This is a genomic window from Falsiruegeria sp. JB4-1, from assembly GCF_055693495.1.
The window spans coordinates 2348443-2368431 of the sequence record NZ_JBVFTZ010000001.1; the positions used below are offsets into that span (position 1 = coordinate 2348443).

Genomic DNA, 19989 nt, shown 5'->3' on the forward strand with positions numbered 1-19989 from the left:
TCAGACGTCCTCGAACACACCGGGAATGCTGCTTGGCGCTCGGGTCATCCACTCGGGCACGGGCAGTTCTTTTTCGCGCAGGAAGTCGGGATTGAAGAGTTTGGATTGGTACCGGGTGCCAAAGTCACACAAAACCGTAACGATGGTATGCCCTGGCCCAAGGTCTTTTGCCAGGCGCACCGCGCCAGCAATGTTAATCGCTGTCGAGCCGCCCATCACCAGCCCCTCGTCCCGAAGCAAATCAAAGATGTAAGGCAGCGCCTCGGCATCAGATATCTGATAGGCATGGTCAGGTTTGAACCCTTCCAGATTCTTGGTGATGCGTACTTGTCCGATGCCCTCGGCAATCGATCCACCCTCCATCGCCAGCTCGCCTGTGGTGTAATAGCTGAAAAGTGCGGCCCCCATTGGATCGGCAAGGCCAATTTTGACACCCTTCGGCTGCAGCACCTCGGCTACTCCCGTCAATGTACCACCTGAACCCACGGCCGAGACAAAGCCATCCACCTTGCCGCCAGTCTGTTCCCAGATCTCGGGTCCAGTGGTTTCAGTATGCGCCTGGCGGTTTGCCACATTGTCAAACTGGTTGGCCCAGATCGCTCCATTTGGTTCGGTCTTGTTGAGCTCGTGCGCCAGACGCTCCGAATAGCGCACAAAATTGTTCGGATTTCGATATGGAGCTGCGGGCACCTGTACCAGCTGTGCACCAGCCAGTCGCAACATGTCCTTTTTTTCTTCGGACTGCGTTTCAGGAATGACGATCACCGTCTTGAACCCCATCGAGGCACCGACAAGCGCAAGCCCGATTCCGGTATTGCCTGCTGTCCCTTCAACGATCGTGCCACCCGGCTTGAGTTCGCCGCGCGCGATGGCGTCCTTGATGATGTAGAGCGCCGCCCGATCCTTAACCGATTGGCCCGGGTTCATGAACTCGGCCTTGCCAAGGATTTCGCACCCCGTCTCTTCGCTGACGCGGCGCAGCCGGATCAAGGGTGTTTTGCCAACGGCGTCGGCCAGATCGCGTGCTATGCGCATGGTGCCCCCAAAATCTGAATTTATGTAACAGCTTTAACGTTGTGGAGGTGCGACCTCAAGCAATCATCATCGCCAAGTATTAACTGTGATCGCGCCGAATGCGATCACGATGTCTACCCAACCAGTTGGCGATCGTCAAAAGCGGAAGATCTTTCAGCTGATGAGTGTCCACACGGTCCAAGAGTTCGTCAAAAGACAGTATATGGCTTCGAATGTTCTCGCCCTCACTGGCCAGCCCACCATCCGTAACCTGGCCGTTCAAATCAGCAATGCCGACAAAAAGGTGAAGAAACTCCGAGGATGATCCGCTGCTTGAGTACCCATTCCCGGCAGGAATCACTGCTCGCAGGGTCACATGAGCCTCTTCGCGAGTTTCCCGTTTTGCAGCTTCTTGCGGGTTTTCACCGGGGTCGATCATGCCTGCCACAGCTTCGATCATCCACGGCGCCGGATCCCCGACCAGATAAACCGGTGCTCGAAACTGTTCGATGAGTAATACTGAATCCGTTTTCGGATCATAGGGAACTACTACAACCGCATGGCCTGTCATAAGGGCCCCACGGTTCAACACCGGCCCCATCTGCCCGTCAAAATGACGAAACTGAAGATCGGCCTCTTCCATAGCGAAGTAGTTCAGATAAGGACGCTTGTGTTCATGCACGATAACGTCTTGTTGAACGTCCCAATTCTGGTCTGTTTTCCGGTGCCGGGCAGCGCGCCGCCCCTCTGCCCTCATACGGATAGCTGAAAACCGTGCGGCTACCTGCTGTGCTGTCATGGCCCCAAAGTGCGCCATGACTTCTTCGGCGGCCAAGAGCGTCAACTCTCCCCAGTTTGCGGTCCACGCATGCAGATCCCAAAGTGGTCCAGGTGTCCACAATCCCGGAGTTGGGAAGAAAACCATTCCCGTGACTTCCGATCCGTCAGCCGTTCGCAAATTGACCTGTTCAAGATCATATTCGAAACCGCCTTCATAATATGTCAGCCGGTCAATGTCGTCCTGTGTCAATCCGCGAACCAGAACCCCTTCAGCTACAGAACCATTCTGATGTTGAATCATCGGGAAAATCTGATCCTGAACTGCAAACACCGCATGATCGACAAGTGATGCCTGCGTCAAATCTATGGTGTCAGACGGACGACCAAGAACGCGCTCAAGAAGCGGCACATAGCGAAGTGTGCCGTAAAAAAAGAGATCGGTCACAAAGTACCCTTTGAAGCTTAGGTGTTAACGCCACTGTCTCCAGGCATACTCGGTCGCAAGACCTGCGAGTACGCCACCAACCAGCAAAGTCCATATAATGCTGGGAACCATGATCGTCAGCCCATAATCAAACCCGATTTTAAAGATTGCCCCCAAGGCCTCAAATGGACCATCAAACCGGTTCCGCATGGCCTGCCTGAACATTTCATAGGCGCCTTGAACAAAAAGCCCCCAGAACACCAAAGAAAGCACGCCGGTGATCCCGTTGTTGATGGCCGACGTTTTGCCTCGCCCGGCCCGTTTGCCCATGATGACCCAACCGCACAGGATGCCCAGCCCGACATTCACCCAAGTGAAATAGCCAAAATCCAAGCCCTCTGGCATCAGGGGCATGACGAGGCCCGAAACGATAAAGGCAATTAATGCCAAACTCAGAGCGGCAACTAAACGGGCGGCGTTTGGCATTTCCTGGTCTTTCTTTCTTCGATCACTGAGGGAGCATCAGGCAGGGCGTTCGATGGTGATCTGCGTCACATCGCAGTTGCCCATGTAAAAGGCGGCACCACAAGAGGTCAGGTAGAAATTCCACATTCGGCGGAAACGTTCATCAAATCCCATAGCCGAAATTTCATCCCACCGATCGTTGAAGGTATCGTACCATCGTCTGAGGGTCAGATCGTAGCTTTGACCAAATTCCTTGGACTTGACGAAGTTCAAACCAGCCTGACCGACCTGTTCACGAAGAACTTTAGGCGCCAGCAGCATGCCTCCGGGAAAGATGTGTTTTTGAATGAAATCAACACCGTTTCGATAAACCTCCCACCGGTTGTCCGCCACGGTAATGATCTGCAATGTTGCCTGAGCCCCGGGTTTAAGCCGATCTCTGACGGTTTCAAAATAGACTGGCCAGTACTTTTGTCCGACGGCTTCGAACATTTCTATGCTGGCGATTCCATCGTATGACCCGGTTTCATCTCTGTAGTCCTGGAGCTTGAAATCAACCACCTCAGAAAGCCCAGCCTTTTCAATACGTTTTTGCGCATAGTTAAACTGCTCCTGACTGATAGTCAGGCCAGTGACCTTCAATCCGCGCTCCTTGGCGGCATATTCCGCAAAACCACCCCAACCGCAGCCGATTTCCAACACGTGATCTCCTGGTTGGACGCCCATTTCGTCAATCAAGCTCGCATATTTGGCTGTTTGCGCTTTCTCAAGGCTTTCCTGACCTGTCTCATAGAGCGCACTGGAGTATGTCATCGTGTCATCCAGCCATAAGGCGTAGAAATCATTCCCCAAGTCGTAGTGGTATGAGATGTTTTTCTTGGCCTGTTCCTTATGATTGCGATGCAACCAAAAGCGCAGACGCTCATAGGCCCTGATCAGTCCTCGCCCTGGAAAATGATCGTAAACTGTTTCCGATCCTTGGTGCACAAGATCCATGAATGCGCGTAAGTCCGGAGAACTCCACCATTCTTCCAGGTAAGCGTCGGAAAAACCCAGATCGCCTTCGCGGATCAGCCGCGAAAAAAGATCCGGGTGGTGCACGTCAATCTGTGCAACCGTTCCAGGTTTAGCACCTTCGGATCGAAACACTCTTCCATCGGGCAGTACGATGTCCAACCGCCCTGCTTCCATCTTGCGCAACATCTTCATGACTTGCGCGAAATACCTTGGCAGATTCTCCTGCCCGTCCGTTGTGGTTAGAACCATCTTTCCTCCCCATGGTGGCTCTGAATCAGAGGCTAGGGCGAGAAGTGGTTTCTGGCAAGTTTTGAATGATTTAGCGATGTTTTGGGATCAAATCAGCCTGTTTTCTCATCCTGTTTCCCTTTTTTCAATCAAGTTGCCAAAGGCATTGAAAAGAGAACTACAAAACAACGTCCAAAGCCTCGATCAATTTGTCGACTTCGGCCCGAGAGGTGTAGTGGGTAAAACTCAGCCGTAAAACGCCCTGCCTCATCGGATCCACTCCCATCGCTTCAAGGGCCCGCACCGCGTAGAAGTCGCCGCCTCCAGCCATGATGCCATGGTTCGCCAAATCAGCGGCAACTGGTTCTGCTGGGCGGTTCAAAGCCAACGCAACTGTTGGAGCGCGTTGTTCAGCCCGATCCGGGCCGAGCAGACGCACCGAATTTCGATCTTTTACCGCATCCAGCAGCGGCTGAAGCAGATCAATTTCATGTCCCCGCATCAGATCGTGGACAAACGCGCCCTGCTCTGTCGCATCACTGGTAGGTCCACCGTGATGATCGTTCAAAAGCGAGACATAATCCGCCATGCCCGCGCACGCCGCGACTTGGGCGTGATCAGGCCCTGCCGGGGTAAAGCGCTTGTACAGCACATCCGCGTTGAAATAATGCGCCTGATTGGGAAGTAACTCTCCCAAAGCCCGCCGGACCACCATACATCCCTGGTGTGGGCCGTAGGTCTTGTAAGCCGAAAACAAATAGACGTCTGGCCCGAGCTCTCCGACATTTGGAAAGCCATGAGGCGCATAGGATACCCCGTCGACGCAGACAAACGCCCCAGCAGCATGCGCAATGGCTGTGATCTCTGTCACTGGATTGATCTCACCGACGACGTTCGAACAGTGAGGAAAGCACACCAGTCGAACGTGTTCATCCAAAAGGTTTTCTAAGGCCAAGGGATCAAGATGGCCCGTCTCGGGGTCAATCTTCCATTCACGAATTTCGATCCCGTCGTCCGCAAGTCGACGCCACGGGCCGGTGTTCGCCTCGTGGTCCTGATTTGTGACGATGATGGCCTCTCCGGGTTGCATCCACTGGCGAAAAGCCTGTGCCAGCACGTAAGTGTTCTGCGTGGTAGATGGGCCGAAACTTAACTCATCTGTCTCAACCCCAAGGATTGCGGCCATGCGCACACGCGCTTCGTCCATTTCTTCACCACCCAGACGACTTGCATCGTAGGCGCTGTAAGGTTGCACCTTGCGTTGGGTATAAAACCGGGTAAGGCGGTCAATGACGGACAGGCAGGTATAAGAACCGCCCGCGTTCTCGAAGAACGCCTGACCTTGCAACGACGGTTCCTGAAATGCAGGAAACTGCCCGCGTACAAAATCGATATCCAGCGTCATGATCACCTCCCAAACCTGATCTGATGAATGGATGAACTTCTTACCAGCTAAGGTCAAGAACATCTGATGACGGGAATTGTCATCACCGCGTGCAACTCTGAAATTCCCCCAATGAACGGAGCATCATTATGGCATTTCAACCCGAGGATTTTCTGGTGTGGGGTGAAATCCCCGTGTCGGATCTTGAGGAATCTTTACGCTTTTACGGTACCGTAATCGGAGCTGAGCTTGAAGTTGACGAAGGCGGGCCAAACCCGGTGGTGATGATCCAGCCTTCGGACAAGGTAAAAGGCGTCGGATTGCATCTTTACCCCGGAAAACCCGCACAGGATGGCAATGGTCCAACACTTCATCTCTCTGCTGAAGGAACGTTGGAACAGGTAATGCTGCGCGTTAGGAATGCCGGAGGGCAGGTTATTTCAGATCCGATACAGATACCTGCTGGCCGGTTTTTCTATGCCAAAGATCCCGACGGAAACTCAGTCGGGTTCTTCGCAGAGTAACAAGTTGCCCACACCGCAACCTTGACCATCTGTTGTGACCAAATGCGCACCGCGGGCAATATCCGCGGTGCTTTCTTTTAGATAGCCGGACGATCAGGCGTTGACGTCAACAACAACTCGACCCTTGACCTGCCCCTGCAAAATGTCCGCGCCCAATTGGGGCAAATCACTCAATGTTGCAGGGTGAACCATCGCTTCGAGCTTGTCCAAAGGCAAATCAGTTGCCACGCGTTGCCACGCGCGCAAGCGGTTGTCATAGGGTTGCATGACACTGTCGATGCCCAGCAGGTTCACCCCGCGCAGCAGGAACGGAATGACGGTTGCAGGCAGAGCCGCGCCACCAGCCAACCCGACCGAGGCAACGGATGCACCGTATTTCATCTGCCCCAGCACGCGGGCCAGCATTGCGCCGCCAACCGCATCGACACAGCCCGCCCAGGTCTCGCTTTCCAGTGGGCGTTTGGTGGTCTCGTTGATTTCTTCGCGCGCCACGATCTGGGTTGCGCCCAGAGATTTGAGGTAATCCGCTGTCTCGGGCCGCCCGGTGACACCGGCCACCTCATAGCCCAGATGCGCCAAGATCGCGGTCGCGACCGAGCCAACGCCGCCCGCAGCGCCGGTGACCAGAACAGGGCCATCGTCGGGTTTCATGCCGTGATCCTGCAACGCCATGACCGAAAGCATAGCCGTAAAACCAGCGGTTCCCACGGCCATCGCCTGACGCGTATTCAGCCCGTCTGGTAGCGGCACCAGCCAATCAGCACGCACATTTGCTTTTTGGCTGTAGCCGCCCCAATGGGCCTCGCCCACACGCCAGCCGGTCAGCACAACCTTATCACCGGGTTTGTAGCGGTCATTAGACGACGCCTCGACGGTGCTAGGCAAAGTCGATGCCTGGAATATGCGGATACTTGCGGACCAAACCGCCACCGCTGGAACTCAGACACAGGCCATCCTTGTAGTTGACGGTTGAATATTCCACCGCAACCGTCACTTCGCCTTCGGGCAGCGCGTCCAGCCCGATCTGTTGGACCGAGGCGCTTGCCTTGCCGCTTTCTTCGTCTTTCTCAACAATCAATGCGTTGAACATGTCAGTTCTCCATTTCTCAAAGCACCAGATCCAACTTCATCTGGCCAAAAATATCCCGGGGGAACGCGGCATGCCGCGATGGGGGCAGAGCCCCCTGTCGGGTCTCATCTCCAAAAGCGCTCCTGCACCTTGGCCCACCTCATCCCGTGCTCGGTCTCGATCTCCATCTGCGTGCCGGCATCCCAATGGGACCGGTCCACCATGCCGATGGCGACGTTCACCCCGAACTCGGGGCTGAACACCGCCGAGGCCACCTGCCCCACCTGACGCCCATCCGCCAGCAACGGCCAAGACCCGGTACACGCCCCGATTTCACCCTCGATCACAATGGGCCGGATCTGACGCGGCGGACCGTTCTTGGCCTGCTCGGCCAGTGCCGCCTTGCCGATGTAATCCTCGGGCGAGTTGCAGAACCGCCCCAGACCACATTCATAAGGCGTGTTCTCGCGTCGCATGTCCGAGCCGAAGCTCAACAACCCGCTTTCGATCCGCTCGACGTTGTTGGGGCACCCTGCCCGCACGTTCAGATCCTGACCGGCCGCAAAAAGCGCATCCCACAGAGGCATGCCGTATTCCGTGCCCTCGACGTAAATCTCGAACCCGCCCTGTTTGGACCAGCCGGAACGCGCCACGACAAATTCCTGCCCCTCGAACGACAGCCGCTTGTAACGGAAGAATTTGATGTCGCGAACCACGTCGCCAAAGACCCGCGCCATCAGATCGTCAGCCTTGGGCCCTTGCACAGCCAGCGGCGAGACATCCGGCTCGTCCACTTCGACATCCAACCCAAGCGCAATGGCAATCCCAAGCGCATACTGCCACAAATCGCCATCCGCGACCGAGAGCCAATAGTGATCATCGGCCAGTTTGATCGACACCGGATCGTTCAACATCCCGCCGTTTTGATCCACGGACGGGACGTAATAACACTGATCGTCCGCCATCTTGTCCATGTCGCGCGGGCTGATCATTTTCATCAACCGCAACGCATCCGGCCCTTTGATCTGCACCTGGCGTTCGACCGATACATCCCAGACCTGTACATGCTGCTTCAGATGCGCGGCATCCGCGTCGACGCTTTCAAAAAACGTCGGAAGCAACATGTGGTTGTAGACGGTATAGCCTTTGACCCCGGCGGCTTCGACCCCCGGCGAAAACGGTGTTTTGCGCACGCGGCGCGACGGCATGATGATTGCCATGCCTGATCTCCTCACACAGAAAAAAGCACCGCCAACTCTCCCCCTTTGGCGGCAGAGGGGTCTTTAGCGTGCGCCGCTCCAGTTGATCGGGCAGATTTCGGCGGATTTGCCCCCGAAATCCCAGACCCGACCATAGTCGCGCACCTTGGATTTGATACCGCGTGCCACGATGATGTCAGGGCCCATCCAGTATTTCGAGTTGCTGACCATCACGGGGTGCTCGGGATCGAGCCCGCCCAGCATTTCGATCTCACCCTGGATTTTGCGGCCAATGGTGATCCGGCGCTTAGCCCCGTCGCGTTCGATCACAACAGGCGCACGTTCGGCACCGATGATATCGCTGACCAGCATGGTGAACAGCCCGGTGGTGCCACCTGCCTTGCCCGAGAAGATCTCGAGCAGCCCGTTATAGGCTTTGCCGCTGGCGTTCTCGTCCACATAGGCCGCGACCTTCCACTGCCCCTCGCCCATACGGCCGGGGATGTCGACCAGCAAGCCCACGTTCAGGCCCGACAGGTCCTCACCCTCGTAATGCCCCTCGTCGATGATGATCCCCATCCAGGCATGACAATGTCCCTCGGTCGGAGGGTGCGCGCCAAGCGACACCACGCAGGGACAGAACACATCACACGAACAGTTCAGGATCAGCTCGCCCTTGATGGCCCAGTCCGTCGGCGTTTTATCGCGGCGGCTGGGGTTGGCCATGCGGCTGTCGATCCGTTGGCTGACCGGCAAACGGTCGGCATTTGGTTTGCGTTTCACTGCCATCGGTTATCCTCCAATTACATATACATAGACCAGCAGGGCGACGCCTGCGGCGATCAGCAAGCCGCCAAGGGGCTTGGTCACACGGTGGCCGATCTGCGGTAGTTTTTCCAGAACCATGAAAAAGGTGGCAAGGCCCATCCACAACAGGCTCATCACCCCCCGACAAAGCCAAGCGCCATAAAGCCCCAGCAGCAGACGGCACAGAAGGCACCAAGGCCAAGCCCCATGCGCAGACCACCCCCGAAGCCAGTGCGCCAATTGCCGATGAAGTACATCATCGGTGCATGACAGACGCCATGGCAGACCTCTTTGGTGCGGGTAAACTGGAACGCGCCCACCACAATCAGCAGCCCGGCCGAAAGCCAGGGCGATTTGGCAATGCCCAGCATATCCACCGCGCCGCCAAAAAGCAGCGCCAGCTGCACGCTGGTGATCACAGCGGCAAAGGCAAGCCAGACCAGGAAATAGCCCAGCAACACACCGATCCATCCTGCCCGCGTGCCATTGGCCGAATTCATCAGGTCCTCATAGCTGCGCAGGGTCGGCACCAGCGTTGGCAGCATCATAGCCGCCATCATGATACCCCACATCCAGAACAGCGGGCCAAACTCGGCCATGGGCATATACATGTCCATGCGCGGATCCATTGCGGCCATCGCCTGCCCCATCGGGCCCGGACGGCCGATCAGGTCCAGGTCCATGTCCATCGCCATGGAATACATGACCCACCACGCCGCCAGGATGGTTCCGTAGAACCCCAGCCACAAAAGTGATCTGACAGACAGACGGCTCACTTGATCCTCCCCAGTGCATCCCGTACGACTCAAATGTCAGACTTTTAAATGTCAGACAAATGAAAAATGGTGATGTCGTGAAAATTGATCCCAACAGCTCGGCCGATCTTTCGGTGCAAATTGCTCAGGCCATCAAAGATGCCATCATCGGCGGCGAGCTGATCGTGGACGAGCGCCTTCCATCCGAGACTGAGCTTTGTGAGCAGTTTCAGGTCTCACGCTCAACCGTGCGCGAGGCGCTCAAACGTCTGGCGGCGCAATCCCTGATTCGTACCCAACGTGGCGCGTCCGGCGGCGCTTTCGTGAACCGGCTGAGCTTTGAGGACGCCTATCCGCAGCAGGTCACCACCTCGACCCTGCTGCTCAGCATGAATGCCGTCAGTTTCGACACCGCATGTGAGGCGCGCTTTGCGCTGGAGCGCGCCTGTGCGCCACTGTCCGCCGACCGCCGCACGCCTGACCATCTGGCCACCATGCGGGCCGAAATTGTCCGCCAAAGCCAGCCAGGCCTGACGGATGAGGCATTCTGCGCCTCGGACGTCGCCTTTCACCGAGCATTGGTGGACGGGGCCGACAACCCGGTGTTGTCTTACCAACTGGCCTAGCGCGGTCGAGGCGATGCAGCCGCTGATGAACATGATCACCTTCACCGCCCGTTCGCGCGAAGAGATCGTATCACTTCACACCCGGATCGCCGATGCGATCGAAGGGCACGATGCAACAGCCGCTGATGCGGCTCTGCAAGAGCTCACTGCCTATACGCTGACACTCAAAGACAGCGTGATGGCAGCGCGTGCGGCACGCGACAAAAGCTGATCTTGCATCAAAGGAGGGACCTGTCCTAGAGGCCAGCAAAAGACCTCAAGATCAGGGAGACCCAGATGCGTCCCACCGAGAACCTGCGCCAACTGGCTGCCGATGATTGGCACGCCGCCACAACGCATGCATTCACCACCGAATTGGCCGACGGCACGCTGCCGCTGGAAAAAATGCGTTGGTATCTTGCGCAGGATTACCAGTTCATCGATGGTTTTGTCCGCTTGCTTGCCAGCGCCATCGCCCATGCGCCCACGCTGGCCGACAGCGTCCCGGCCGCACAGTTTCTGGCCGTGATCACTGGTCCTGAAAACACCTTCTTCCTACGCTCGTTTGAGGCGTTGGAGGTGACCACCGAACAGCAAAACGCAGCCCCTGCCCCTGCGACCCGCGATTTTCAGGCGCTGATGGCCGAGGCCGCCGCCTCGGGCCGGTATGAGCTCATGCTGACGGTGTTGGTGGTTGCGGAATGGACCTACCTCAGCTGGGCCACCCCTGTGAACCCACCGCATGAGGATTTGCCGTTCTGGTTTGCCGAATGGATCACGCTTCACGCGGGCGAAGGGTTTGAGGGGGTCGTCGAATACCTGCGCACCCAACTCGATCAGGTCTGGCACACGTTGGACGCAGTCGCGCAAAAAGAGGTTGAGACGCTCTTTACCCGCGCCGTCGCTCTGGAACGCGCTTTCTTCGACGCGTCCTACACGGCCTGAGCTTGCCACATCCCGACGGGGCTCTACCTGCCCCCTCTAAAGGAGAGCCCCGCATGATCCCCATCCTCAATACTACCGCCGCCCTACTGACCATCGGATTTGGTCTGTTCGGCTTTCTGGCCCCCAGCTTTACTTTGGGTGCGCTAGATCTGACGACCACCAGCAGCACCATGGGCCTCAGCGAGATGCGTGCCTCGGTTGGTGGGCTCTTTGTCGTAACCGCCGCTGCGGCGATCTGGTTGGGTACGCCAACTGCGTTCACCATGCTGGGCTTTGTCTATGCCGGGGCGGCTTTGGGACGGTTCGTATCGCTCGCACTGGACAATCCCCCCTTTGTCAAAGCCCTGCTGTTTGGTGGGATCGAAGCTGTCCTGGCTGCTTTCCTGATCCTCGCTAACATGAGCCGTAGCACCTAACTCCCTGCTTCTTCTTGTTAAAAATACGATGAATCCGGAGATTGCATCCCGCGTGCCGCTTGCCTATATATGGAATGTCCCTCGGGACTATGGACATAAACGCGCTCGTAATAAACGGATCGGACCCGGGGGCGGTACCCGGCGACTCCACCATTCACTTTCGGCAGCATCCTTCGTTTGGGGATCACTTTCGAAATCGTGGGGTCGAAATAGGATCGACGGACGTCTAAAGGGGTTAGCTTTGTCTCGGCTGTCTGCCACCGTTACCGGCGAAAACAGTACAATTGCAAACGACAATCGTGCTCCGGTTGCTCTGGCTGCGTAAGCAGTCCGGGTTGAACCGACTTTAAGCCCTTATGCCTAGCCGCGTAAGGCGGGGTTCGCAGGTACCTGGCAACAGAAACCTGCACTTCCTCCCAACAAACACGCGAACTTCGCAATAAATTTCACCATTTGTTCACCTCTGAGTCTCAGTTTGGGAACCGCAACGATGGAGGTGAAAGATGACGAAATCCGAGTTGTTGAAGGAATGGTACGACCGCGTTTGGGTCGATGGTGATGTCGAAGCGATCGAGACTTTTTTTGATCCCGAGACCATGGCAGAGGGGATTATCCCTGAAATGCAAGTGGGCGTAGATGACTTTCGCGATCTGGTGATGGCCTTTCGACATCATGTTGGCGACATTGAAGTCAAACTGCCAAAGACGATCGAAAACGGCGACTGGGTTGCGGCGATGTTGCATGTGCACACGTCTCGTGCTGACAACGGTGCTCCGATCGAAGTTACCGGCCAGGTCATGGCGCGTATCAAGGAAGACAAGGTTGTCGAGGCATACAACCAATTCGACTTCATCTCATTGTTTGAACAGCTTGGGCAATTGCCCGAGGATACGCTCCCCATCTGCATGACAGGGCAGCAACTTACCTGGTCCTGACGCAGTTTAGTTTGCTTCGGTCGACCCAAGACCGGACCATTGACCCCGTGCGCCATTTTCCGTTACCCATGGCGCAAGGGGTCAATGTGCGAACACCCCGTCAGGCTCAGGCCCAAGGTTCGCGTTCTTTGCTGATCTCAAGCTGAAGGATGCTGACATGCCTGCTTTCAATTCTATTTCTCCAGCCGTTTTGGCGCGCCGGGTCGGAACCGAAAATTGTCCTACGATCCTGGACGTGCGCATCGAGCAGGATTTTCAAGACGACCCGTTTCTGATTCCCACGGCTTTCAGGTGGCCCCACGACAGTTGCGAAGACCTCGCCCAGACGTTGCAAGGCGCAGAGGTGATTGTCGTCTGTCAAAAGGGGTTGAAGCTCAGCCACGGAGCGGCGGCGCTGCTTCGGTACAAAGGCGTCAATGCCCAAGTTCTCGAGGGAGGGATGTTCGCTTGGAACGACGGAGGCCATCCGCGTATTTCCGCTTCTGCCATCGGTACAAACTGGAACGGCCGCGGTAGCAAATGGGTCACGCGTCAAAGACCCAAGGTCGACCGCATCGCCTGCGCGTGGCTCATTCGCAGGTTCGTTGACCCGGATGCCACCTTCCTTTTTGTTCCCTCTTCCGAAGTCGACGAGGTCGCTATCAAATTCAAAGCCACAGCGTTTGACACCCCAAACGCGCTGTGGACGCATAATGGGGACCTTTGCACATTCGATTCCATGGTGCAGGGTTTTTGCTTGCAGGATTTGGCGCTCGATACGCTGGCTAAGGTGGTTCGTGCCGCAGATACGGACCAGCATGATTTGGTACCGCAAGCCGCCGGGTTGTTGGCCATATCAGTAGGCTTGTCACGCGCTTTCAAATCAGATCTCGAACAGCTTGATGCGGGAATGACCTTGTATGACGCTCTGTACAGATGGGCACGCGACGGGCAGTCCGAGACACACAGTTGGCCGGAAAGGCACGGCCTATGACGCCAACTTACACCCAGATGGCACGCGTGTTCGGCCACATCGGTTTGATGTCCTTTGGTGGTCCCGCGGCCCAAATAGCCTTGATGCACAAAGAACTGGTTGAGGAACGCCCCTGGCTGGACGAACAGACTTTTTTGCAGGCCCTGTCTTTGTGCATGTTGCTGCCAGGTCCTGAAGCTATGCAACTTGCGACCTACTCCGGGTGGCGACTCCGTGGGGTTTGGGGTGGGTTGCTCGTGCGGCGGTTTATTCGTTTTGCCCGGCGCCTGTGTTATCGCCGTCCTCGTTGGTCTTTATGCGCAATTTGGCGATCTACCATTGGTTCAGTCGGCGTTTCTTGGCGTCAAAGCGGCCGTTATCGTCATTGTATTGCAGGCCTTGAGAAATTTGTCGAAGAAGGCACTGACTGAACAGCAGTCGTGGGTGTTGGCGGCGTTGGGATTTCTGGCCATCTTTGCGTTCGACCTTCCCTTTCCACTGATCATCGCGTGTGCGGCGGTCTGGGGATATTTCACCGCAAGCGAAACAACGACTGCACAAGCCCCCAAGGTGCAAAAAGTTCGACGCTACCCACCGCCATTGTTTGGGGTACGCTTTGGCTGGCACCGCTCGTAGCACTGTCCTTGACGGATCAGGGATTGCTCGCGGATCTTGGATGGTTCTTTGCCAAACTCGCGGTTGTGACCTTTGGCGGAGCCTATGCCGTGTTGGCGTATATGACGCAAACAATCGTCGAACAATATGGTTGGATCAGTACGGACCAAATGATCGACGCGCTCGGCTTGGCCGAAACAACTCCGGGCCCATTGATCTTGGTGACTCAGTTTGTGGCCATGCTAACCGGGCAGGAAACCGGCGGCGCAGCGATGGCTATTTCAGCAGGTATTGTGGCGCTATGGGCTACGTTCGTTCCGTGTTTTTTATGGATATTCCTCGCAGCGCCTTACCTTGATCACATTGCAGCGCGTCCACGACTGTCCGCGGCATTGCGCGCCATCACGGCCACCGTTGTAGGAATCATTTTGAACCTGTCTGTCTGGTTTGCCATGAATATCCTCTTTGAAAAGACGGTTCCGTTAGATTGGGGATTTGTGTCTTTGCCGATTCCGGATTTTGGCACTCTTGATGGAACTGCCGCCCTCTTTTGTATGATAGCCGCAGTCTTGATGCTGGGCCTCCGCCGGGGACTTGGACAAACATTGATCATGATGGCAACGCTTGGCGCTTTGGTTCATCTGATTTGGGTAAATTGACCCACTGGCGGTCTTTTGTTTCCGATCGAATCCGTTATGGTGAAGAGAAGACTTTTCAAGGGAATGACATGTCGCGGGACATCGACTACGGGAACCTTATGCACACGGCAATGCGCGGTCTGATCAAGACCGTTCTACAGGATATTGCCGAGCGTGGCTTGCCTGGTGCGCACCACTTTTTCATCACCTTCGACACGGCGCATCCTGACGCAGAACTGGCTGATTGGCTTTCTGACCGTTACCCAGGCGAGATGACGGTTGTCATGCAGCATTGGTTCGAAAATCTGAACGTCGGTGATGACGGGTTCTCTATCACCCTGAATTTCGGAGATGCGCCCGAACCTCTCTATATTCCGTACGACGCGATCAAGACATTTGTCGATCCATCGGTTGAATTTGGACTGCGCTTCGAGACCGGTGAAGACGACGACGATGATGCAGAAAAGCCCATCGTCGTAGAGGCGGGCAACCCCAAAGATCCGACCGAGGAAGAGGCGCCACACGATGCAGAAGTCGTCTCCTTGGACAGCTTCCGCAAATAGCCCAACCAACTATTTAGGTCGAAACGCGATGCCCGCCTTAATGAGCGGGCACCTTTTGTGTTTGAGAGATCCAAAAAGGTCAAAAACTTTTGACGCCGCCAAAATGATGACATCAAAAGGCACGAACATCCTAGGTCACTGTACCTAGAAGGTTCTGGGGCCCAGCCACAACCTATTGTTTTTCAAGAAATGTTTCCACCGATCTAGCCTGAACGCCGTTGCTAATCCGAGAGAACTCCAACATCAACCCACCCTCTGTGAGGGTTCGGTCAAACTGCTGCAATTCATATCCACCCGTCGCATCTATGAACAGGTTATAGACTGTCAGGGTATCGCTCACGATTTGCCCCCAAACATAAGGTTCACCTTTCATGGGATCGAGCTGAACGGCATGTCCAAACACATTGCGTTTCATCGCGGCAGAATAAACGCCAGCCCGGTCAGTGGGTAAGAAATCGACCGAGTAAGACTTCTCCTTGGTTCGGCCATCTGGCTTATGTGTGGTCGAGCTCCAGGTGACGTTGAACCCATCTTCGGTTTCGCTGACCTCAACACTCATATCGCGGGCAGCACTGGATCCATCTGCATTAACTACGTCCGCTGAGCCACTGTATTTACCAACAAAAGGTGCTGCCAATGTGTCGGCCGCTTGGGCCTGACCAACCAACATCATAAGGGTAACTGCCAATACGGACCAAAACTGTGGCGCCAAAAGCCTTAGAAATGGTGATTGCATCCGTTTTCCTTTCAAATGCCGGATTTATTACACTTACTTTAGCTCGCAGAGCAAAAGGAACAATGACCCAGTTTACAGACAGGTCGAAAAATTGATCGTCCCGCCCGTCTATACCTTGGCAAACGTTCTATCTATGCTGCGCGCAACTGGCCAATTGCCTTGAGCACGCAGGATGGCTAAACGGCATACAACTGCATACCAGACGGAGAATATTCATGTCCGCAACCCGCACTGAAACCGACAGCTTTGGCCCGCTGGAGGTCCCCACAGATAAGTATTGGGGCGCGCAGACGCAGCGTTCGATCATGAACTTTCCCATCGGTTGGGAAAAGCAGCCCGTTGCAATCGTACGGGCCCTTGGCGTGATCAAGAAGGCCTGCGCCATGGCCAACAAAGCCAGCGGCAAAATGGATGCCAAGATCGCCGATGCGGTCATTCAGGCAGCGGGCGAAGTGTTCGAGGGCAAATTCGACGACAACTTCCCCCTCGTGGTCTGGCAGACCGGTTCGGGCACTCAGTCGAACATGAACTCGAATGAGGTGATCGCAAACCGTGCTATCGAAATTCTGGGCGGCGTCATAGGTTCCAAGGAGCCGGTGCACCCCAACGATCACTGCAACATGGGCCAGTCGTCGAACGACACCTTCCCGACCGCCATGCACATCGCCGCCGCGATGACCGTGCGTGACGTGCTGCTGCCGGGTCTGATCAAACTGGCCGAGGGGCTGGAGCAGAAGGCCGAAGAGTTCAAAGACATCATCAAGATCGGCCGCACACACACACAGGACGCGACACCGCTAACTCTGGGTCAGGAGTTTGGCGGTTACGCGCACCAAATCCGTCAGGGTATCGCCCGGGTCGAAGCTGCCCTGCCCGGCATATATGAGCTGGCCCAAGGCGGCACCGCCGTTGGCACCGGCCTGAACACACAAAGGGGTTGGGGCGAGACCGTAGCAGCAAATATGGCGGAGATCACCGGCCTGCCCTTTGTTACCGCACCGAACAAGTTCGAAGCCCTGGCCGCTCATGACGCAATGGTCTTCATGTCGGGCGCTTTGGCCACCGTTGCGGGGTCGATGTACAAGATCGCCAACGACATCCGCTTCCTGGGCTCTGGGCCACGCTCGGGTCTGGGCGAGTTGATCCTGCCGGAAAACGAACCGGGTTCGTCGATCATGCCGGGCAAGGTAAACCCGACACAGGCCGAGGCGATGACACAGGTCGCAGCGCACGTCATGGGCAACAACGCCGCGATGACTTTTGCCGGATCGCAGGGTCATTTTGAGCTGAACGTCTACAACCCGATGATGTCCTACAACCTGCTGCAATCCATGCAACTTTTGGGTGACGTCGCCGATAGCTTCACCGAGCGGATGCTGCTTGGCATTCAGGCCAACGAGCCGCGCATCGACAAGCTGATGAAGGAATCGCTGATGCTGGTGACTGCTCTGGCCCCTACCATCGGTTATGACAACGCCACCAAGGTCGCGAAGACCGCGCACAAGAACGGCACCACCTTGAAAGAGGAGGCCATCGCGCTTGGCTTTGTGGACGAAGCGACCTTTGACGCAGTTGTCCGCCCCGAACAGATGATCGGGCCAAAAGACTGATGGCTGAACCGGTCAACCTGAACCGGTTTCGAAAAGAAAAGGCGCGGGCCACGAAAAAGGCCCGCGCAGACCAAAACGCTGTGAAATTTGGCCGCACCAAGGCCGAAAAGGAACTGGAGCGTGCGCGATCGGACAAGGCAGCGCGTGATCTGGATGGACACAAGGCCGACGAATGAGTGGGCCGCCTGTGAAACGATCCCTGACGTTGAAAGGTCACCGAACATCGGTGTCCTTGGAAGACGAATTTTGGACAGCCTTTCGCGAGATAGCCAAAATAAATCAGAAACCAATCAATGTATTAGCTGCTGAAATTGATGTCGATCGTGATCCCGATACTGGCTTGGCATCTGCCATTCGAGTATTTGTTTTGAACTGGTATCGTACGTCACAAAACACTTGATTGTTTGCTTTGTTGCTGACCAAATGACGCTGGAACAAAAGGGGATCAAAATGACCAGACTTACTGATGGACCAGACGGAAAAACCCGATGTTCTTGGGCCGGATCGGCGCCAGAATTTTTTGAGTATCACGACACCGAATGGGGATATCCTGTTGGCGATGATCAACGCCTCTTCGAAAAGCTGTGTCTCGAAAGCTTTCAATCAGGCCTAAGTTGGCGGACCATTCTGGCCAAGCGTGAGAATTTTCGCACCGCCTTTGCCGGGTTCGATTTCAACAAGATGGCCCAGTTTGATGAGACGGATGTCGAACGCCTTGTTCAGGACGCGGGCATCATCCGACATCGCGGCAAGATCGAGGCCGTAATCAACAACGCCAAACGCGCTCAGGAGCTGGTGGCAGAACATGGCTCGATAGCGGCTTATGTCTGGTCCTACGAACCTGACTTTGCCGACCTGCCCGAACCGCAGACCGCCAGCATTATCCCTGCTTCGACCGCCATGTCCAAAGATTTGAAAAAACGCGGGTGGAAATTTGTCGGTCCTACAACTGTCTTTGCATTTATGCAGGCTATGGGGCTGGTCAATGATCACGCCATCGGCTGCGTGATGCGCGACAAGGCGGCAGAATTGCGAAAGAGCTTTGTAAAACCGGTTTGAACGCAGCGACCTTTGGGTCATGCCCTTTCAATTTTGCGCAGCAGTTGCTGCAAACGGCTTCTCGAAATATCCCGCGCAATTACGACGATCTTTGAGCGCTTGTCTTCCCCTTGCCAGTTTCTCAGCCTCACGGGTGGCTCAATGGTATGTTGCACACAGTGGAACACCACCGGGGTGCCCTCGCCTTGAAAAAAGACGATCCCTTTGACCCGCAGAATGTTCTCGCTGCGCCCCATGAGCAATTCGCTGAGCCAAATCCCCAGTTCTTTTCGATCCAAGGGGCCATCCAACACCAAAGAGGCCGAGTCGATGCGCTCTTCGTGCGCCGACAAAACTGCAACATCTGCAGGCGCACTTGCAGCCAATCCAGACATATTGGCAAAGGGGTCGAGTTTTACGCTCACTTTCTTTGGAGTCAGCCAGGACAAAACATCCTCGTGCGCCGCATCCTGTTTGACCACAGAACACCCCCAGAGAAGCCCAGGTTGGGCAACTGCCTGATCTATTTCAACGATCTGCGCCGCATTCAACCGCTCTAGGCGTTTACGCAAATGTTGGGTCTGTGCAACCCTTGCAACATCCGTCTTGGTCAACACAATCAGATCCGCCATCGTGGCCTGCGAGACCGCCTCGAAATGCGTATCCAGTGTTTTTGCGCCGTTTACCGCATCCACAAGGGTCACGATGCCATCGAGCTTGATCAGCTCGGCCAAGGACGGCTCCATGAGGAGCGTGCGTTGGATCGGCCCCGGATCGGCGAGCCCGGTTGTCTCGATCACGATCCGCTCAAATTCCAATTCCCCGCATGCCCGCCGATTTAGAAGATCGGGGATAGCCTGCACCAGATCGCCGCGTAAAGAACAGCAGATGCAACCCGAGGACAGCAGCGTTATGTCTTCGGGGGTGGCTTCGATGATCTCATGATCCAACCCGGCATCGCCAAACTCATTCATGATCACCGCAACCCGTCCGGTGTCAGGATGCGACAGCACTTTGTTGAGGAGCGTTGTCTTTCCCGCCCCCAAAAAACCGGTGAGCAAAGTGACAGGAATGCGGGGTTCGGTCATGTAAGCGCAGCCCTTTCCTTTTCCCAGGGGCTGAATGCAGATAGGCCGGTTCCGGTCCCGATGCCAAGCCCAGGATTTCTAAACGATGGTGCGAACAAGGGATTGAGGCGCAATCGGTCTCGAAGTCGCTTTGCGGACATATCAAAACGAAAAGACCCGCCACCGACGTGGCAGGTCAATCT

19 protein-coding genes, 1 other RNA gene and 4 pseudogenes are annotated in these 19989 nt (G+C 55.8%); 13 read left to right on the plus strand and 11 right to left on the minus strand.

Annotated features, from left to right (window positions below):
- The 5 genes from ACZ1HE_RS12005 to ACZ1HE_RS12025 form a co-directional block, all read right to left on the minus strand.
- Entirely contained in the window at positions 1–1035 is a 1035-nt protein-coding gene (locus ACZ1HE_RS12005) for a cysteine synthase A (RefSeq protein ID WP_472621067.1), read from the minus strand.
- 79 nt (positions 1036–1114) lie between these two features.
- Positions 1115–2239, minus strand: a complete 1125-nt coding sequence (locus ACZ1HE_RS12010) for an NUDIX domain-containing protein (protein WP_472621069.1) — start codon at positions 2237–2239, stop codon at positions 1115–1117.
- Positions 2240–2263: 24 nt separating this feature from the next.
- Positions 2264–2704 carry a TrgA family protein gene (locus ACZ1HE_RS12015; protein WP_472621071.1) on the minus strand — a complete coding sequence of 147 codons (441 nt, stop codon included), beginning with the start codon at positions 2702–2704 and terminating at the stop codon, positions 2264–2266.
- Positions 2705–2740: 36 nt separating this feature from the next.
- On the minus strand, positions 2741–3949 hold the full coding sequence (locus ACZ1HE_RS12020; protein WP_472621073.1) for a class I SAM-dependent methyltransferase: 1209 nt from the start codon (positions 3947–3949) through the stop codon (positions 2741–2743).
- A gap of 157 nt (positions 3950–4106) precedes the next feature.
- Positions 4107–5333: an aminotransferase class V-fold PLP-dependent enzyme gene (locus ACZ1HE_RS12025; protein ID WP_472621075.1), complete on the minus strand. Its 1227-nt coding sequence runs from the start codon at positions 5331–5333 to the stop codon at positions 4107–4109.
- A 128-nt stretch (positions 5334–5461) separates the two neighbouring features.
- On the opposite strand from ACZ1HE_RS12025, the gene ACZ1HE_RS12030 reads away from it, so the two are divergent.
- Positions 5462–5836, plus strand: coding sequence for a VOC family protein (locus ACZ1HE_RS12030; protein WP_472621077.1), 375 nt, complete (start codon positions 5462–5464; stop codon positions 5834–5836).
- A gap of 93 nt (positions 5837–5929) precedes the next feature.
- On the opposite strand, the pseudogene acuI reads toward ACZ1HE_RS12030, so the two are convergent.
- The 4 genes and pseudogenes from acuI to ACZ1HE_RS12050 all read right to left on the minus strand — a co-directional run bounded on the left by acuI (position 5930) and on the right by ACZ1HE_RS12050 (position 9615).
- A pseudogene (gene acuI / locus ACZ1HE_RS12035) lies at positions 5930–6926 on the minus strand (acryloyl-CoA reductase).
- Between the two features lie 104 nt (positions 6927–7030).
- Entirely contained in the window at positions 7031–8125 is a 1095-nt protein-coding gene (locus tag ACZ1HE_RS12040) for a dimethylsulfoniopropionate demethylase (RefSeq protein ID WP_472621079.1), read from the minus strand.
- Positions 8126–8188: 63 nt separating this feature from the next.
- Positions 8189–8893, minus strand: a complete 705-nt coding sequence (locus ACZ1HE_RS12045) for a DUF1326 domain-containing protein (RefSeq protein WP_472621081.1) — start codon at positions 8891–8893, stop codon at positions 8189–8191.
- Positions 8894–8896: 3 nt separating this feature from the next.
- Positions 8897–9615, minus strand: a pseudogene (locus ACZ1HE_RS12050) (DUF2182 domain-containing protein).
- Between the two features lie 149 nt (positions 9616–9764).
- On the opposite strand from ACZ1HE_RS12050, the pseudogene ACZ1HE_RS12055 reads away from it, so the two are divergent.
- From ACZ1HE_RS12055 to ACZ1HE_RS12090, 8 genes and pseudogenes are all read left to right on the plus strand, one after another.
- A pseudogene (locus tag ACZ1HE_RS12055) lies at positions 9765–10503 on the plus strand (FadR/GntR family transcriptional regulator).
- Between the two features lie 65 nt (positions 10504–10568).
- Positions 10569–11216, plus strand: a complete 648-nt coding sequence (locus ACZ1HE_RS12060) for a TenA family protein (RefSeq protein ID WP_472621083.1) — start codon at positions 10569–10571, stop codon at positions 11214–11216.
- Positions 11217–11269: 53 nt separating this feature from the next.
- Positions 11270–11632, plus strand: coding sequence for a DUF4345 family protein (locus ACZ1HE_RS12065; RefSeq protein WP_472621085.1), 363 nt, complete (start codon positions 11270–11272; stop codon positions 11630–11632).
- Between the two features lie 37 nt (positions 11633–11669).
- Positions 11670–12043, plus strand: a transfer-messenger RNA (tmRNA) gene (ssrA, locus tag ACZ1HE_RS12070).
- A 92-nt stretch (positions 12044–12135) separates the two neighbouring features.
- Positions 12136–12567 (plus strand): ester cyclase, encoded by a 432-nt coding sequence (locus tag ACZ1HE_RS12075; RefSeq protein WP_472621087.1) that lies wholly within the window; start codon positions 12136–12138, stop codon positions 12565–12567.
- Positions 12568–12724: 157 nt separating this feature from the next.
- Positions 12725–13540, plus strand: a complete 816-nt coding sequence (locus ACZ1HE_RS12080; protein WP_472621089.1) for a chromate resistance protein ChrB domain-containing protein — start codon at positions 12725–12727, stop codon at positions 13538–13540.
- Positions 13537–14793, plus strand: a pseudogene (chrA, locus tag ACZ1HE_RS12085) (chromate efflux transporter). Before ACZ1HE_RS12080 ends, chrA begins: the two are co-directional and overlap by 4 nt.
- 68 nt (positions 14794–14861) lie before the next feature.
- Positions 14862–15335, plus strand: coding sequence for an SspB family protein (locus tag ACZ1HE_RS12090; RefSeq protein ID WP_472621091.1), 474 nt, complete (start codon positions 14862–14864; stop codon positions 15333–15335).
- 172 nt (positions 15336–15507) lie between these two features.
- On the opposite strand, the gene ACZ1HE_RS12095 is transcribed toward ACZ1HE_RS12090, so the two are convergent.
- Entirely contained in the window at positions 15508–16071 is a 564-nt protein-coding gene (locus ACZ1HE_RS12095; RefSeq protein WP_472621093.1) for a hypothetical protein, read from the minus strand.
- 215 nt (positions 16072–16286) lie between these two features.
- Here ACZ1HE_RS12095 and fumC point away from each other — a divergent pair, with 215 nt between their 5' ends.
- The 4 genes from fumC to ACZ1HE_RS12115 are packed head-to-tail and all read left to right on the plus strand — an operon-like array spanning position 16287 to position 18740.
- Positions 16287–17681 carry a class II fumarate hydratase gene (gene fumC, locus ACZ1HE_RS12100; protein WP_472621095.1) on the plus strand — a complete coding sequence of 465 codons (1395 nt, stop codon included), beginning with the start codon at positions 16287–16289 and terminating at the stop codon, positions 17679–17681.
- Positions 17681–17857, plus strand: a complete 177-nt coding sequence (locus ACZ1HE_RS12105; protein ID WP_472621097.1) for a DUF4169 family protein — start codon at positions 17681–17683, stop codon at positions 17855–17857. Before fumC ends, ACZ1HE_RS12105 begins: the two co-directional genes overlap by 1 nt.
- Positions 17854–18081, plus strand: a complete 228-nt coding sequence (locus ACZ1HE_RS12110; RefSeq protein ID WP_472621099.1) for a ribbon-helix-helix domain-containing protein — start codon at positions 17854–17856, stop codon at positions 18079–18081. Before ACZ1HE_RS12105 ends, ACZ1HE_RS12110 begins: the two co-directional genes overlap by 4 nt.
- 50 nt (positions 18082–18131) lie before the next feature.
- Positions 18132–18740, plus strand: a complete 609-nt coding sequence (locus ACZ1HE_RS12115) for a DNA-3-methyladenine glycosylase I (RefSeq protein WP_472621101.1) — start codon at positions 18132–18134, stop codon at positions 18738–18740.
- A 17-nt stretch (positions 18741–18757) separates the two neighbouring features.
- Here the strand turns inward: ACZ1HE_RS12115 and ACZ1HE_RS12120 are convergent, their stop codons facing one another.
- Positions 18758–19807, minus strand: a complete 1050-nt coding sequence (locus ACZ1HE_RS12120; RefSeq protein WP_472621103.1) for a CobW family GTP-binding protein — start codon at positions 19805–19807, stop codon at positions 18758–18760.
- Positions 19808–19989 lie beyond the last annotated feature (182 nt).

Excerpts from the sequence above, each read along its gene's own strand:
- ACZ1HE_RS12065 (WP_472621085.1), top strand. The coding sequence starts at position 11,270 with ATGATCCCCATCCTCAATACTACCGCCGCCCTACTGACCATCGGATTT.
- ACZ1HE_RS12015 (WP_472621071.1), bottom strand. The coding sequence starts at position 2,704 with ATGCCAAACGCCGCCCGTTTAGTTGCCGCTCTGAGTTTGGCATTAATT.
- ACZ1HE_RS12030 (WP_472621077.1), top strand. The coding sequence starts at position 5,462 with ATGGCATTTCAACCCGAGGATTTTCTGGTGTGGGGTGAAATCCCCGTG.
- ACZ1HE_RS12005 (WP_472621067.1), bottom strand. The coding sequence starts at position 1,035 with ATGCGCATAGCACGCGATCTGGCCGACGCCGTTGGCAAAACACCCTTG.
- ACZ1HE_RS12080 (WP_472621089.1), top strand. The coding sequence starts at position 12,725 with ATGCCTGCTTTCAATTCTATTTCTCCAGCCGTTTTGGCGCGCCGGGTC.
- ACZ1HE_RS12025 (WP_472621075.1), bottom strand. The coding sequence starts at position 5,333 with ATGACGCTGGATATCGATTTTGTACGCGGGCAGTTTCCTGCATTTCAG.
- ACZ1HE_RS12075 (WP_472621087.1), top strand. The coding sequence starts at position 12,136 with ATGACGAAATCCGAGTTGTTGAAGGAATGGTACGACCGCGTTTGGGTC.
- ACZ1HE_RS12105 (WP_472621097.1), top strand. The coding sequence starts at position 17,681 with ATGGCTGAACCGGTCAACCTGAACCGGTTTCGAAAAGAAAAGGCGCGG.
- fumC (WP_472621095.1), top strand. The coding sequence starts at position 16,287 with ATGTCCGCAACCCGCACTGAAACCGACAGCTTTGGCCCGCTGGAGGTC.
- ACZ1HE_RS12095 (WP_472621093.1), bottom strand. The coding sequence starts at position 16,071 with ATGCAATCACCATTTCTAAGGCTTTTGGCGCCACAGTTTTGGTCCGTA.
- ACZ1HE_RS12115 (WP_472621101.1), top strand. The coding sequence starts at position 18,132 with ATGACCAGACTTACTGATGGACCAGACGGAAAAACCCGATGTTCTTGG.
- ACZ1HE_RS12045 (WP_472621081.1), bottom strand. The coding sequence starts at position 8,893 with ATGGCAGTGAAACGCAAACCAAATGCCGACCGTTTGCCGGTCAGCCAA.
- ACZ1HE_RS12090 (WP_472621091.1), top strand. The coding sequence starts at position 14,862 with ATGTCGCGGGACATCGACTACGGGAACCTTATGCACACGGCAATGCGC.
- ACZ1HE_RS12110 (WP_472621099.1), top strand. The coding sequence starts at position 17,854 with ATGAGTGGGCCGCCTGTGAAACGATCCCTGACGTTGAAAGGTCACCGA.
- ACZ1HE_RS12020 (WP_472621073.1), bottom strand. The coding sequence starts at position 3,949 with ATGGTTCTAACCACAACGGACGGGCAGGAGAATCTGCCAAGGTATTTC.
- ACZ1HE_RS12040 (WP_472621079.1), bottom strand. The coding sequence starts at position 8,125 with ATGGCAATCATCATGCCGTCGCGCCGCGTGCGCAAAACACCGTTTTCG.
- ACZ1HE_RS12060 (WP_472621083.1), top strand. The coding sequence starts at position 10,569 with ATGCGTCCCACCGAGAACCTGCGCCAACTGGCTGCCGATGATTGGCAC.
- ACZ1HE_RS12120 (WP_472621103.1), bottom strand. The coding sequence starts at position 19,807 with ATGACCGAACCCCGCATTCCTGTCACTTTGCTCACCGGTTTTTTGGGG.